The 13,477-nt window shown below is 72.3% G+C and carries 11 protein-coding genes; 3 read left to right on the plus strand and 8 right to left on the minus strand.

Translation table 11 applies throughout. The features are described 5' to 3' along the window. Window positions 1-27 precede the first annotated feature (27 nt). The 3 genes from ACFYZQ_RS10520 to pdhA are packed head-to-tail and all read right to left on the minus strand — an operon-like array spanning window position 28 to window position 3,666. A complete protein-coding gene (locus tag ACFYZQ_RS10520; protein ID WP_389144298.1) occupies window positions 28-1,449 on the minus strand; it encodes a dihydrolipoamide acetyltransferase family protein in 1,422 nt (473 codons plus the stop codon). 10 nt (window positions 1,450-1,459) lie between these two features. After that, window positions 1,460-2,446 (minus strand): alpha-ketoacid dehydrogenase subunit beta, encoded by a 987-nt coding sequence (locus ACFYZQ_RS10525; RefSeq protein WP_389144301.1) that lies wholly within the window; start codon window positions 2,444-2,446, stop codon window positions 1,460-1,462. A 2-nt stretch (window positions 2,447-2,448) separates the two neighbouring features. Further along, complete coding sequence (gene pdhA, locus ACFYZQ_RS10530) at window positions 2,449-3,666, minus strand: pyruvate dehydrogenase (acetyl-transferring) E1 component subunit alpha (RefSeq protein ID WP_389144304.1); 1,218 nt, start codon at window positions 3,664-3,666, stop codon at window positions 2,449-2,451. A 435-nt stretch (window positions 3,667-4,101) separates the two neighbouring features. On the opposite strand from pdhA, the gene ACFYZQ_RS10535 reads away from it, so the two are divergent. Further along, window positions 4,102-5,118 (plus strand): phosphotransferase, encoded by a 1,017-nt coding sequence (locus ACFYZQ_RS10535; protein ID WP_389144755.1) that lies wholly within the window; start codon window positions 4,102-4,104, stop codon window positions 5,116-5,118. Between the two features lie 48 nt (window positions 5,119-5,166). Here the strand turns inward: ACFYZQ_RS10535 and ACFYZQ_RS10540 are convergent, their stop codons facing one another. Beyond that, complete coding sequence (locus ACFYZQ_RS10540) at window positions 5,167-6,759, minus strand: protein kinase (protein ID WP_389144306.1); 1,593 nt, start codon at window positions 6,757-6,759, stop codon at window positions 5,167-5,169. A 345-nt stretch (window positions 6,760-7,104) separates the two neighbouring features. Between ACFYZQ_RS10540 and ACFYZQ_RS10545 the strand changes: the two genes are divergently transcribed. Continuing rightward, window positions 7,105-8,742 carry a protein kinase gene (locus ACFYZQ_RS10545; protein ID WP_389144308.1) on the plus strand — a complete coding sequence of 546 codons (1,638 nt, stop codon included), beginning with the start codon at window positions 7,105-7,107 and terminating at the stop codon, window positions 8,740-8,742. 78 nt (window positions 8,743-8,820) lie between these two features. Here ACFYZQ_RS10545 and ACFYZQ_RS10550 read toward each other — a convergent pair whose 3' ends face one another. Beyond that, window positions 8,821-9,363, minus strand: coding sequence for a bacterial proteasome activator family protein (locus ACFYZQ_RS10550; RefSeq protein ID WP_389144310.1), 543 nt, complete (start codon window positions 9,361-9,363; stop codon window positions 8,821-8,823). A 193-nt stretch (window positions 9,364-9,556) separates the two neighbouring features. Here ACFYZQ_RS10550 and ACFYZQ_RS10555 point away from each other — a divergent pair, with 193 nt between their 5' ends. Further along, window positions 9,557-10,084: a hypothetical protein gene (locus ACFYZQ_RS10555; protein ID WP_389144312.1), complete on the plus strand. Its 528-nt coding sequence runs from the start codon at window positions 9,557-9,559 to the stop codon at window positions 10,082-10,084. Between the two features lie 28 nt (window positions 10,085-10,112). Here the strand turns inward: ACFYZQ_RS10555 and ACFYZQ_RS10560 are convergent, their stop codons facing one another. The 3 genes from ACFYZQ_RS10560 to ACFYZQ_RS10570 form a co-directional block, all read right to left on the minus strand. Beyond that, entirely contained in the window at window positions 10,113-11,093 is a 981-nt protein-coding gene (locus ACFYZQ_RS10560) for an NAD(P)H-quinone oxidoreductase (RefSeq protein ID WP_389144314.1), read from the minus strand. Between the two features lie 81 nt (window positions 11,094-11,174). After that, window positions 11,175-12,569 (minus strand): molybdopterin molybdotransferase MoeA, encoded by a 1,395-nt coding sequence (locus tag ACFYZQ_RS10565; protein ID WP_389144317.1) that lies wholly within the window; start codon window positions 12,567-12,569, stop codon window positions 11,175-11,177. Then, the gene (locus ACFYZQ_RS10570; RefSeq protein ID WP_389144320.1) at window positions 12,566-13,477 is read right to left on the minus strand and encodes an NTP transferase domain-containing protein; all 912 of its coding nucleotides are present in this window, start codon (window positions 13,475-13,477) and stop codon (window positions 12,566-12,568) included. Before ACFYZQ_RS10570 ends, ACFYZQ_RS10565 begins: the two co-directional genes overlap by 4 nt.

Consider the following 13,477-nt stretch of genomic DNA (forward strand, 5'->3'; position numbering starts at 1 on the left):
CATTCCGAGACTATCGGGTGACGCTCATCACACCCAAGTCATCAACCGCTTCGGCTGCTCCAGAACCGCCGCCACATCAGCGAGCACCTTGGAGCCCAGCTCCCCGTCCACCAGACGGTGATCGAAGCTGAGCGCCAGCGTCATCACCTGGCGGGGCTTCACCTTGCCCTTGTGGACCCACGGCTGGAGCTTGATCGCGCCGACCGCGAGGATCGCGGACTCGCCGGGGTTGAGGATCGGTGTGCCGGTGTCGACGCCGAAGACGCCGACGTTGGTGATGGTGACCGTGCCGCCCTGCATCGCGGCGGGGGAGGTCTTGCCCTCCCTTGCCGTCGACACCAACTCGCCGAGCGCCTCGGCCAGTTCCGGGAGCGTCTTGGCGTGCGCGTCCTTGATGTTCGGGACGAGCAGGCCGCGCGGGGTGGCGGCCGCGATGCCCAGGTTGACGTAGTGCTTGAGCACGATCTCCTGGTTGGCCTCGTCCCAGGACGCGTTGATCTCCGGGTTGCGCCTGATGGCGACCAGCAGGGCCTTGGCGACCAGCAGGAGCGGGTTCACCCGCAGCCCCTGCATGTCCTTGTCCTGCTTGAGCTCCTCGACCAGTTTGATCGTGCGCGTCACGTCGACCGTCACGAACTCCGTGACGTGCGGTGCCGTGAACGCCGAGCCGACCATGGCCTGCGCGGTGGCCTTGCGGACGCCCTTGACCGGGACGCGGGTCTCGCGGGCCGAGTCGTACGTCGGCGCCGCCACCGGCGCCACCGCAGGAACGGGCGCGGGCGCGGCCGTCACCGGCTCGGGAACCGCTGCCGTCGGGGCCGCCGCCGCGTGGACGTCCTCACGCGTGATGATGCCGTCCGGGCCCGACGGGGTGACCGTGGCCAGGTCGACGCCCAGGTCCTTGGCCAGCTTGCGCACCGGGGGCTTCGCCAGCGGGCGGGGCTTCACGGCCGCGGTGCCGTGGCCGTTCAGCTCGGACTGGACCTCCGCGGAGGCCTGGGGGACCGCGACCTCCGGGCCCTTGCGGGGGCGCCGCTTCGTCGAGGAGGCGGCGACGCCGTACCCGACCAGTACCGGCTGGCGTCCCGAACCCTCCGCCTTCGGCTGCTCCGCCTCGGGCGGCTCCGGCCTCTTCTCCGCGGGAGCCGCGGCAGCCGCCGGAGCCGTGGGAGCCGCCGGAGCCGCCCCGCCGGACACGTCCACCGCGATGATGGGCGTGCCCACGTCCACCGTGGTGCCCTCGGGGAAGCGCAGCTCGCGGACCACGCCGTCGTACGGGATGGGCAGTTCGACGGCCGCCTTGGCGGTCTCGACCTCGCACACCACCTGGCCGTCGGTGACGGTGTCGCCCGGCTGCACGTACCACTTGAGGATCTCGGCCTCGGTCAGGCCCTCGCCGACATCCGGCATCTTGAACTCACGCACGGATGCTTCCGTCATCGTCGTCACGACCCTCTCCTCAGTACGCCAGGGCGCGGTCGACGGCGTCGAGCACCCGGTCCAGGCCCGGCAGGTACTCCTCTTCCAGGCGGGCCGGCGGGTACGGGGTGTGGTAGCCGCCGACCCTCAGCACGGGGGCCTCCAGGTGGTAGAAGCACCGCTCGGTGATCCGGGCGGCGATCTCCGCGCCGGAGCCGAAGAACACCGGTGCCTCGTGGACCACGACCAGTCTGCGGGTCTTCTCCACGGACGCCTGGATGGAGTCGAAGTCGAGCGGGGAGACCGAACGCAGGTCCAGGACCTCCAGGTTCTTGCCCTCCTCGGCGGCCGCGTCGGCGGCCTCCTGGCAGAGTTTGACCATCGGCCCGTACGCGACGAGGGTCAGGTCGGTGCCCTCGCGGGCCACCCGCGCCTTGTGCAGCGGGCCGGGGATCGCCTCGGTGTTGACCTCGGCCTTGTCCCAGTAGCGCCGCTTCGGCTCGAAGAAGATCACCGGGTCGTCGCTCTGGATGGCCTGCTGCATCATCCAGTACGCGTCGGAGGCGTTCGACGGGGAGACGATCTTCAGGCCCGCGACGTGCGCGAACAGGGACTCGGGGGACTCGGAGTGGTGCTCGACGGCGCCGATGCCACCGCCGTAGGGGATGCGCACGACGACCGGGAGCTTGACCTTGCCCAGCGAGCGGGCGTGCATCTTCGCGAGCTGCGTGACGATCTGGTCGTACGCCGGGAAGACGAAGCCGTCGAACTGGATCTCCACCACCGGGCGGTAGCCGCGCAGGGCCAGGCCGATCGCCGTGCCGACGATGCCCGACTCGGCCAGCGGGGTGTCGATGACGCGGCTCTCGCCGAAGTCCTTCTGCAGGCCGTCGGTCACCCGGAACACGCCACCGAGCTTGCCGACGTCCTCACCCATGATGACGACCTTGGGGTCCGCCTCCAGGGCACGGCGCAGCGACTCGTTGATCGCCTTGGCGATCGGCAGCTTCTTCACCGTCTCCACCATGGTCAGGCCCCCTCTCCCGCGGCGAAGCCGCTTTCGGACTCGGTCGCGAACGACGCCTGGTAGGCGGCGAACTGAGCGCGTTCCTCGTCGACGAGCGTGTGCCCGTCCGCGTACACGTTCTCGAAGATGGCGAAGTGGTCCGGGTCCGGCATGGCGCGGACCGCTTCGCGCACTCGCCTGCCCAACGCCTCGCTCTCGGCCTCGAGTTCCGCGAAGAACCCCTCGTCCGTGTGGTTTGAGGCCTCCAGGAACCGGCGAAGCCGCAGGATCGGGTCCTTGGCCTCCCAGGCCTCCCGCTCCTCGTCGGCCCGGTACTTGGTCGGGTCGTCGGAGGTGGTGTGGGCTCCCATGCGGTACGTGTACGCCTCGACCAGGGTGGGGCCCTCGCCGCTGCGGGCGCGCTCCAGCGCCCACTTGGTGACCGCGAGGCAGGCCAGCACGTCGTTGCCGTCGACACGGACGCCGGGGAAGCCGTAGCCCTGGGCGCGCTGGTAGAGCGGGACCCGGGTCTGCCTCTCGGTCGGCTCCGAGATCGCCCACTGGTTGTTCTGGCAGAAGAACACCACGGGGGCGTTGTAGACCGCGGAGAAGGTGAACGATTCGGCGACGTCGCCCTGACTGGAGGCGCCGTCGCCGAAGTAGGCGATGACCGCCGAGTCCGCGCCGTCCTTGGCGACGCCCATCGCGTAGCCGGTGGCGTGCAGCGTCTGGGAGCCGATGACGATCGTGTAGAGGTGGAAGTTGTTGCTGTTCGGGTCCCAGCCGCCGTGGTTCACACCGCGGAACATGCCGAGCAGGTTGGTCGGGTCGACCCCGCGGCACCAGGCGACACCGTGCTCGCGGTAGGTCGGGAAGACGTAGTCGTCGTCGCGCAGGGCCCGGCCGGAGCCGATCTGCGCGGCCTCCTGGCCGAGCAGCGACGCCCACAGCCCGAGCTCCCCCTGGCGCTGCAGGGCGGTGGCCTCGGCGTCGAAGCGGCGGGTGAGCACCATGTCGCGGTACAGGCCGCGGAAGTCCTCGGCGGTGAGCCCGGCGACGTACTTGTCGTACACGGCGTTGGCTGCGTGCTTGACGCGCTTGCCCTCGGGGGTCAGCAGCTGCACGAGCTCCGGGTCGGCGCTCTTCGAGGTGGTGCGGGTGGTGCGCTTGGTGCCGGTGGTGCCGGCCTTGCTTCCGGCGCTGCGTCGCGGCTTGGGCGCGGCAGTGCTGTCCACGGTCACGTGTGCTCCTCCGTCGGTCCGGCCCCCGGGGTTGCCGGTGAGGCCAGTACGGCTCACCTGGTCTCGGCCACCGGGCACGGGGTGGGTGCCACTCGGCCGGGAACAGGCGTGACAGGTGCCCCGGCGAGCGCCCTGCAACGGTCACGTTACCCAGTGCGCCACATTTCTGTGAAACCCCTCCTGACCTGCGATTTTGCTTGGATTTCCAAGTAAATCGGTCAGGACTGGAAGCGCGCTGGTCACAGCCTTGCAGGAGGCCGGAGCAACGGCACGTTATCCCGCGCACCCGGGGAACGGGAAGAGTTCGAGTCGTGCGGCGAAGTAGCCGACGTGACCGAAAGCGACCGCCCGCGACTGCCTGTGACAAGGCCCAGCTCACGGGGACCGACGGTGCCCTACCATCTGCGCGTGCCGCGCTCATGTGTACCACCCCCCATCCCCCATGCGCCCCCTCTGGGCACCCTGCTCCGGCTTTACGCCGCCGGTTCCGCCGTCACCTGCGAGCCCGTCGACCAGGGTCTGCTCAACCGCGGCTACCGCCTGTGCACCACCCGCGGCCGCTACTTCCTCAAGCACCACTTCGACCCGGACACCGCCGACCCCGCCGCCATCGAACGCCGGCACCTGGCCACCCAGCGCCTGGCCGCCCTCGGTGTCCCGGTCGCGCCGCCCCTCGCCCACCGCGACGGCCGCACGGTCGCCGTCGTCGGCGGCCACGCCTACGCCCTGCACCCCTGGATCGACGGCAGGCACCGCCACGGCGGCCAACTCACCACCGGCCAGTGCGCCCGGCTCGGAGCGCTGCTGGGCGCGGTGCACGCCTGCCTGGAACGCGTGATGCCGCCCAAGGGACGGACCCGCCCCGCCACCAGCCCCCATCCCGTGGAGAGCGCCGACCCCGCCGACACCTTCGCCCTCATCGACGACCTGCTGGCCCACGTCCGCCGCCACCGCCCCTTCGACGCCTTCGACGACCTGGCCCGCCACCGGCTGCTGGAACGCCGGGCCCTCCTGGAGCAGCACGCCGGCCGACGCCCGCCGCGCGGCGGGCCGGTGGGCTGGGTGCACGGCGACTTCCACCCCTTCAACCTGCTCTACAAGGGGGACGCTCCGGCCGCGATCGTCGACTGGGACCGGCTCGGTGTGCAGCCCCGCGCGGAGGAGGCCGTACGCGCCGCCGCGATCTTCTTCGTACGGCCCACGGGAACCCTCGACCTGCCGAAGGTGCGGGCGTACGCGCGCGCGTACCGGCGTGCGGCCGGGGCGACGCCCTCCGAGCTGGCCGCCGCCGTGCACCGCGTCTGGTGGGAACGCCTCAACGACTTCTGGATGCTGCGCTGGCACTACGAACGCGGCGACACCCGCGCCGACCCCCAGTTCCCGGCGGCCTCGGCGCTCGCCGTGTGGTGGACCAGGGAGTACGACGCGGTGTGCGACGCGTTCGTGGAGTGACGCGGCTCAGCCGGCCGTCGCCCCCGCGTCAGTCGGCGTGGGCGTCCTTCAAGGATTCTCCCCGTCGCCCGCCGTGCTTCCCGGGTCCGTGCCGGTGCCCGGGTCCGTCCCTCCCGGGTCCTGCGGCTCGGACTGGGTCGCGGTCCCCGGGTCCTGGGGCTCGGACTGGGTCGCGGTCCCCGGGCCGGTCGGCTCGCCGGTCGGTTCGCTGCTGGGCGTGTTCGACGGGGTGTACGACGGCGTGGTGGGCGAGGAAGGCTGCCAGTTCCCGCCACCGCCGCCGCCCGAACCGTCGTCCGTGTTGGTGTTGGTGTCCGTGGGCCGGTCGGTGTTCTCGTCGGTGGGACTCTTGCTGGGCTTCGACTCCTTCTTGGAGTGCGTGCTCGTCGGCGACTCCTTGGTGCCCGGGCCGCCACTGTCGTTGCCCGTGCGATGCAGCGCCAGCGCGACGCCCGCCACGACGGCGATCACCGCGAGCACGGCGAGGATCCATAGCTTGCCGCGGCCGCTGCCCTTGTTGCCGTGCCCCTCGAAGCCGCCGTCGTCGCCGCTGCCGTACCCGGCGGGCAGGATCGTCTGCGGGATCTGCGTGGTGCCCGAGGCGTCCGCGGAGTGCGGCATCACGGTCGTACCGGCGAGACCGGCCGCCGGGGTGCGCCGGCCGTCGTGCACGTCCACGGGGCCGGTGTTCCAGGTGCCGGTGTGACCGCCCTGGTCGTACAGCATCTGCAGGCCGTACTGGACCAGGCCGCGCATCTCCTCCGCCGTCTGGAAGCGGTCGTCCGGCTCCTTGGCCAGCGAGCGCACGACGAGGCCGTCGAGTTCCGGCGGGCAGCTCTCGGTGACCTGCGACGGCGGCACCGGCTTGTCCTGGACGTGCTGGTAGACCACCGACAGCGGGGTCTCGCCGGTGAAGGGGGGCCGCAGGGCGAGGAGTTCGTACAGCAGACAGCCCGTGGCGTACAGGTCGGAGCGGTGGTCGACGGCCTTGCCGAGCGCCTGCTCCGGGGACAGGTACTGCGGGGTGCCCATGACCATGCCGGTCTGCGTCATCGTCGTGGACGCCCCGTGCAGGGCGCGGGCGATGCCGAAGTCCATCACCTTGACGGCGCCGTTGTGGGTGATGATGACGTTGGCGGGCTTGATGTCGCGGTGCACGATGCCGTGCTGGTGCGAGTAGGCCAGCGCCTCCAGGACCCCGGAGACGATGATCAGGGCCTGCTCGGGGCCCGGCGCCTCCGCGTTCAGCAGCAGGTCGCGGATGGTGCGGCCCTCGACCAGCTCCATCACGATGTACGGCACCGACTGGCCGCCGACGAAGTCCTCGCCGGAGTCGTACACGGCGACGATCGCGTGGTGGTTGAGCCCGGCCACCGACTGTGCCTCGCGGGTGAAGCGGGCCTTGGAGACCGGGTCCTCGGCCAGGTCCGCGCGGAGCAGCTTCACGGCGACCGTCCGGCCCAGGCGTACGTCCTCGGCCGCGAAGACCTCGGCCATGCCGCCCCGTCCGAGCCTGTGGGTCAGCCGGTACCTGCCGTCGCCGACGAGCCCTCCGTTGCCCCACATCTCCGGCGTCTCTGACATGCCGCCGCCAGACGCCTCGGGGTCGGACGGGCCCTGGGCGCTGTGCGTCTGTGCCATCGGTCCTCGCCGTCGTTTCTGCCCGCGGTGCGCGCGGTGTTGTTACGGTCTCCGTCGGCCACGCTACAGCCTCCGCGCAAGCCTCCGGTCCGGGATCGGATCCGGGACCGGCCCGAGACGGACCGGCCATCAAACCTCTAGCACGCGCTGTCTTGCAAATTCTGTGTACCTGACGTACCCCCGCTGTAACTCTTCCGCGACGCTTCTTTCGCTTACGGTCACGGAACGGGCACCGCGCTTGACGTGCCACGGCCCTGGGGCAGACTTGGCCGGGAATAGCACATTGGATCAGTGGACGCGGGGTCACCGGTTTCCGGTCACCGGCGGCTATGGGGGACGCAGCACATGAGCCAGGACGGCCCACAGGGCCGGTACGAGGGGCGGGCTCTCGCCGGCGGCCGCTACCAGTTGCGCGACTTGCTCGGCGAAGGCGGCATGGCCTCGGTGCACCTGGCGTACGACGCCGTACTGGACCGACAGGTCGCCATCAAGACGCTGCACACCGAGCTGGGGCGGGAACAGGCCTTCCGCGAGCGCTTCCGCCGCGAGGCCCAGGCAGTGGCCAAGCTCACGCACACCAACATCGTCTCGGTCTTCGACACGGGCGAGGACTCCCTCGACGGGACGACCACCCCGTTCATCGTCATGGAGTTCGTCGAGGGCCGCCCGCTGGGCTCGGTCCTCGAGGAGGACATCAGGCAGTACGGCGCCATGCCCGCCGACAAGGCGCTGAAAGTCACCGCGGACGTGCTGGCCGCGCTGGAGATCAGCCATGAGAGCGGCCTGGTCCACCGGGACATCAAGCCGGGCAACGTGATGATGACCAAGCGCGGTGTCGTCAAGGTCATGGACTTCGGCATCGCCCGCGCCATGCAGTCCGGGGTGACCTCGATGACCCAGACCGGCATGGTCGTCGGCACCCCGCAGTACCTGTCGCCGGAGCAGGCGCTGGGCCGGGGCGTGGACGCCCGCTCGGACCTGTATTCGGTCGGGATCATGCTGTTCCAGCTGGTCACCGGTCAGCTGCCGTTCAACGCCGACTCACCCCTGGCGATCGCGTACGCGCATGTGCAGGAGGAGCCGGTGGCCCCCTCCTCGATCAACCGTTCACTGCCGCCCGCGGTGGACGCGCTGGTCGCCCGCGCACTGAAGAAGAACCCGAACGAGCGGTTCCCGACCGCCGAGTCCATGCGCGACGAGTGCCTGCGTGTCGCCGCCTCCCTGCCGTCGGCCGCGCCGAGCATCGTGCCGGGCGCCGCTCCTGGACAGAGCGGCGCGGGCGTCGGCTCCGCGGTGTTCCCGCCGGTCGACCAGGCGGCCCCGGCGGCCCCCGGGCCCGTGCAGACCCCCTACCAGCCGGCTCCCGCCCCGAGCCCCTACGGCGCCCCGTCGTACGGCTATCCGCAGCAGGGCGGCTACCAGACCCCGCCCCCGGTGGGGTACGGGCAGCAGGCGCCCGCGACGCCGCCGCCGTACGACATCACGCCCCGGACCGCCGTGCAGCCCTCCGGGCCGGGCGGCGGCAAGGGCAACCGGCCGGTGATCATCGGCTCGGTCGCGGTGTCCCTGCTCGCGGTGGTCGGCCTGGTCGTCGCGCTGGTCGTGAACGGGGGCGGCAGCGACGACGACGCCAAGGGCGGCGGCTCCGGCTCCTCGGCCTCGGCCTCGCCGTCCCAGGCCTCGGGTCACCGCGGTCCGGACACCTCGAAGACGGTCGAGACCAGCGAGTGCACGGAGCCGGAGGAGTCGTACAACGACCCGGACAAGGTCCAGGTCCCGGACTTCAAGTTCAAGTACATCCAGTCGGTCAAAGAGTGCTTCCAGGCCGCGGGCTGGCAGATGAAGGAAGTCACGGTCGACGAGAACACCTACGGCCAGGGCGCGGTCATGGGGCAGTTCCCGACCGCCGGCACGGACGTCGACCCGAAGGACATGCCGACGATCGAGATCAGGGTGTCGACCGGCAACCCGCCCACCGGCTGAGCCCCGGCACGGCGAAGGGCCCGGCCTCCTGGCCGGGCCCTTCGCGGTGCGGACTCCTGCAGGCGGGGCGTGGGCGACCTACAGGTACGGGCCGCCGGTTCGGCCGCCGCCACGGGCCTCCTCGCCGCCGTCCAGGCTCACGCCGGGCGGGAGCGCGCGGCGCATCTGCTCCAGCTGGGCGCGCGCGGCCATCTGCTGCGCGAACAGGGTCGTCTGGATCCCGTGGAAGAGCCCCTCCAGCCAGCCCACCAACTGGGCCTGCGCAATACGCAGTTCCGCGTCGCTGGGGGTCGCCTCGTCGGTGAACGGCAGGGAGAGCCGCTCGAGCTCCTCGACGAGCTCCGGGGCCAGACCGTCCTCCAGCTCCTTCACCGAGCTCGCGTGGATCTCCTTGAGCCGGACCCGGCTGGCCTCGTCCAGAGGCGCCACCCGGACCTCCTCCAGCAGCTGCTTGATCATGCTGCCGATCCGCATGACCTTGGCCGGCTGCTCCACCTGCTCCGTCACCGGGGTCTCGCGGGAGTCGTCATCCCCACCACCGCCACCGAGTGCCATTCCGTCCTGGCCCACGACCAGGATCTGAGGGTTCTCCGGCGACCTATCGTTCCTCGGCATCTCCATGCCGCCATTCTCTCGCACGCCTGCACCTCACCACCGTGGTGCCCTCCCATGGAGCTGATCCACCCTTTAGACCCGTCGGCTCAATCCGGAATGCCGGGTTGGCAGGTGAATGTGACGCTTGTTCGCGACGGTCTTGCCGACTGGGCTCCGGGAGGTCACCGACGTGACTCCATGGCTGCGCTTCACATTCCGCGTGGCACCACTGCCGCTGCTCCTCGCCGCGGTCGTCCTGCTGTACGGCGCCACCGCGTCGCACGGCGCCGGGCCCACGCCCTCGGCCTCGGCCACGCGCTCCCCCAGCCCCTCGTCCTCCCCCTCCGCCAGTCCGTCCCGGGCCGGCAGCCGGGCCGGTGAAGGGCGCCAGCGGCCCGGACGACCGGAGGCGCCCGCCGTGGAGTTCGAGGGGGACGACGACACGACCTCCGTCCCGCAGGACACCGCTCAGGAAGACCCGGACGCGCAGGACGAGGCGGGCGACGAGGCGGGGGACACGCAGGAGCCGCCGGACGGCGGTGCGGACACCGCCGCCGCCTCCCAGTCTCCCGGGGATGCCGGTCTGGTCCCCTCCTCGCCGTCGTCGCGGCCCGGGGGCCGGACCGTCGCCGGCGGCGAGGACACCGTCGAGCCCCTGGTCCGGATCCTGCCGCTGGGCAGCGGCCTGGTCCTCATCGGGCTGGGGCTGGGGCTGGGGCTCCTGGGACTGCGGGTACGGCGCGATTAGGGCCCGTGCGGTCCTGGTTCCTGCCCGGTCAGGGCGTCACGAGCAGCACCTTGCCCATGTGGCCGCTCGCCTCCACCACCCGGTGCGCCTCGGCCGCCTCGGACATCGGCAGTTCGCGGTCGATGACGGGTCGGACATGGCCCCCGCCGAACAGCGGCCAGACGTGCTCGCGCACGGCGGCGACGATGGCCGCCTTCTCGTCGAGCGGGCGGGCCCGCAGTGAGGTGGCGCTGATCGCGGCCCGCTTGGTGAGCAGCGCGCCGAGGTTCAGCTCGCCCTTGGCGCCGCCCTGCAGGCCGATGACGGCGAGCCGGCCGTTGACGGCGAGGGCCTTGACGTTGCGGTCCAGGTACTTGGCGCCCATGTTGTCGAGGATGACGTCGGCACCCGCGCCGCCGGTGGCCTTCTTGACCTCGGCGACGAAATCCTGCTCCCGGTAGTTGATGAGGATGTCGGCGCCGAGCTCGGCGCAGAAGTCCAGCTTCTCCTTGGTGCCGGCCGTGACGGCGACCTTCGCGCCGACCGCCTTGGCGAGCTGGATCGCCATCGTGCCGATGCCGCTGGAACCGCCGTGCACGAGCAGCGTCTCGCCCGGGCGCAGATGGGCGACCATGAAGACGTTCGACCAGACCGTGCAAACCACCTCGGGCAGCGCGGCGGCCTGCTTCAGGCCGATGCCCTCGGGCAGGGGCAGCAGCTGCCCGGCCGGGACGACGACCTGCTCGGCGTAGCCGCCGCCCGCGAGCAGCGCACACACCTCGTCGCCGACCGACCAGCCACCGACGCCGGGCCCCAGCGCCGCGATCCGGCCGGAGCACTCCAGGCCCGGGTACACGGGCGCACCGGGAGGCGGATCGTAGTGGCCCTGCCGCTGCAGGATGTCCGCACGGTTGACGGCGCCGGCCACCACCTCGACCAGCACTTCGCCCTCTCCGGGCACCGGATCGGGGACTTCGTCCCACACCAGCGCCTCGGGCCCACCAGGTTCGGGAATCGTGATCGCATGCATAGCGGCGACGCTACTCCTCGCACCGGCCCCCGCCCGGTCCGGCCCGCGCAGTCGCGGTCGGCGCCGGCAGGACCCGCTGTTTCACGTGAAACACACCCCGATTCCGGCGGCCGCCCACGGCAGATCGAGCAGCTCCGTCTCCTGGTCCTGCCGTGCCCCGCCCGGGGGTACGACGGCGAGCGCGTCGGCGGCCGCGACGCCGCGCAGCATCGCCGGGCCGTTGTAGTGCAGCGGCACGGCGTGATCGCCGCGCAGCACGACGGGGATGAGCCGGGTGTCGTGCGGGTGGCCGTGCACCGTGTCCCGCAACGGCAGCGTGTAGGGCTCGGGGGCCGGGCGCGCGGCGAGGGTGCGCAGCAGTGGTTCGGCGAGCGTGAGCAGGCCGGAGACGGCCGCGAGGGGGTTGCCGGGCAGGCCGACGAGGTGCTGCCCCTCCTTGATGCGGGCCAGCAGCATGGGATGGCCGGGGCGCACCTCGACGCCGTCGACGAGGAGTTCGGCACCGATGCGGCGCAGCGTGGGGTGGACGTGGTCGACGGGGCCGGAGGCGGTGCCGCCGGTGGTCACGATGAGGTCGGCGTCGCAGGAGGTGACGGCCCTGTGCAGGGCCTTGGCGTCGTCGCCGAGCCGGCGCACCCGGGTGACCTCGGCGCCGAGGGCGCGCAGCCATGGCGGCAGCATCGGGCCGAGCGCGTCACGGATGAGCCCGTCGTGCGGAATGCCCTTGTCGAGCAGCTCGTCGCCGAGGACGAGGATCTCGGCGCTGGGGCGGGGAACGGCGGTGAGGGTGTCGTATCCGGCGGCGGCGGCCAGCCCCAGGACGGCGGGGGTGACCAGGGTGCCGACGGGCAGCAGTTGGTCGCCGCTGCGGCATTCCTGGCCGCGCGGGCGGATGTCCTGGCCGTGGTGCATTTCGCGCGTGGGGTGCAGCCGTCCCTTGGCGTCGGTGCGGCCGTGCTCGCTGCGCAGTACGGCGGTGGTGTCCGGCGGGATGCGGGCGCCGGTGGCGATCCGTACCGCCTCTCCGTCCGTCAGCGGCTCCGGCGGTGTGTGCCCGGCCAGGACGCCCTCCTCCCGGACGTGCCAGGGGCCCGGTCCCGCGACGGCCCAGCCATCCATCGCGGAGGTGTCGAAGGAGGGCAGGTCGGTGAGGGCGGTGAGAGGGGCGGCCAGTGCCAGGCCGAGAGCGTCCGCCAGGGAGACGGAGACCGGGGGGCGGCGGCCGCCTGTCCGGGCGGCGCGGGCGGCGGTCTCACGGGCCCGGTTCCAGGGAACGGCCTTGCGGTGACGGTCGTCGGTGGTGCGGCCGTCCTGGGCCGCGGGTGCGGGGGACTGGCCGCCGGGGGTGCGGTCGCCCTTGGCGGGACCGTTGTCTTCGCGGGGTTCCCTCACGAGGGCGAGCGCCTCCTCGACGTCGAGGTCGTCCGTTTCCTCGGCGTTCTCGGCGTTCCCGGCCCGCGTCGCGCGGGCGGTCATCCGGCGTCCGGGCCGGGGGCGGGCTGGGCGGGACTGTTCTCTTCCTCCCAGCGCAGGGCCAGCGCCGCGGCCTTGCGGGCGGCCTCGGCGACCGCTTCGGGGCCTCCCTCTCCCTGGGCGGCGGCATAGCCGACGAGGAAGGTGGTCAGCGGTGCGGCGGGCCGGGCCACGCCGTGCGCGGCGTCACGGGCGAGGTCGAGCAGGACGCCGGTGTCGACGTCCAGGTCGATGCCCAGCTCGTCCTTGACTGCGGAGATCCATTCATCCAACACGTGTCCATGCTCCCTGATCCGTGCCCTGGCGGCGGCGATGTCGTCCCAGGTGTCGCAGTCGAAGGAGGCGACCGGGTCCGGGACGCGGGTGAGTTCCAGCGCGCCGGTCAGCCGGCGCAGGGGCAGCCCGGCGAGACCGCCGTGGGCGCTCTTGAGGGCCGTCAGCTCGCGGCGCAGGACGGCCGTTCGGTACGCGGCCACGAGCGGCTGGTCACGGCCGTCCGCGTCGGTGAGCAGCGCGCCGTCAGCCGTGGTGGTGCGCAGGGCGGCCAGCAGCCGCCGCACCGTGGGCGTTTCGAGGAACGGCAGGTCGGCGGAGAGAACGACGAGGTGCTCGGCCGTGGTGTGCCGCAGCCCTGCGTCGAGCGCGGCCACCGGCCCGCCGCCGGGGGGTTCCTCGCGGGCCCACCGCACCGGCCGGGCGGTGGGGCGGGGGTCGGCCACGACCACGGTCACGGCGGCGTCGGCGCAGGCCGCGAGCACCCGGTCGAGCAGCGGGCGCCCCCCGACCCGCACAGCCGGCTTGTCGGCCCCGCCGAGCCGCCGGGCGGCCCCACCGGCGAGCACGACGGCGTCGTACGGCCCGGGGGGCCCGGCGGTGTCGTACGGCCCGGCGGCGGGGGCGTTGTCGGTCAC

It is taken from the genome of Streptomyces sp. NPDC001843, from assembly GCF_042891955.1.
Taxonomy (GTDB): Bacteria; Actinomycetota; Actinomycetes; order Streptomycetales; family Streptomycetaceae; genus Streptomyces.

Bases quoted from the DNA above. Each gene is read 5' to 3' on its own strand.
- ACFYZQ_RS10550 (WP_389144310.1), bottom strand. From the start codon at position 9,363: ATGGAGATGCCGAGGAACGATAGGTCGCCGGAGAACCCTCAGATCCTG.
- ACFYZQ_RS10545 (WP_389144308.1), top strand. From the start codon at position 7,105: ATGAGCCAGGACGGCCCACAGGGCCGGTACGAGGGGCGGGCTCTCGCC.
- ACFYZQ_RS10540 (WP_389144306.1), bottom strand. From the start codon at position 6,759: ATGGCACAGACGCACAGCGCCCAGGGCCCGTCCGACCCCGAGGCGTCT.
- ACFYZQ_RS10560 (WP_389144314.1), bottom strand. From the start codon at position 11,093: ATGCATGCGATCACGATTCCCGAACCTGGTGGGCCCGAGGCGCTGGTG.
- ACFYZQ_RS10565 (WP_389144317.1), bottom strand. From the start codon at position 12,569: ATGACCGCCCGCGCGACGCGGGCCGGGAACGCCGAGAACGCCGAGGAA.
- ACFYZQ_RS10525 (WP_389144301.1), bottom strand. From the start codon at position 2,446: ATGGTGGAGACGGTGAAGAAGCTGCCGATCGCCAAGGCGATCAACGAG.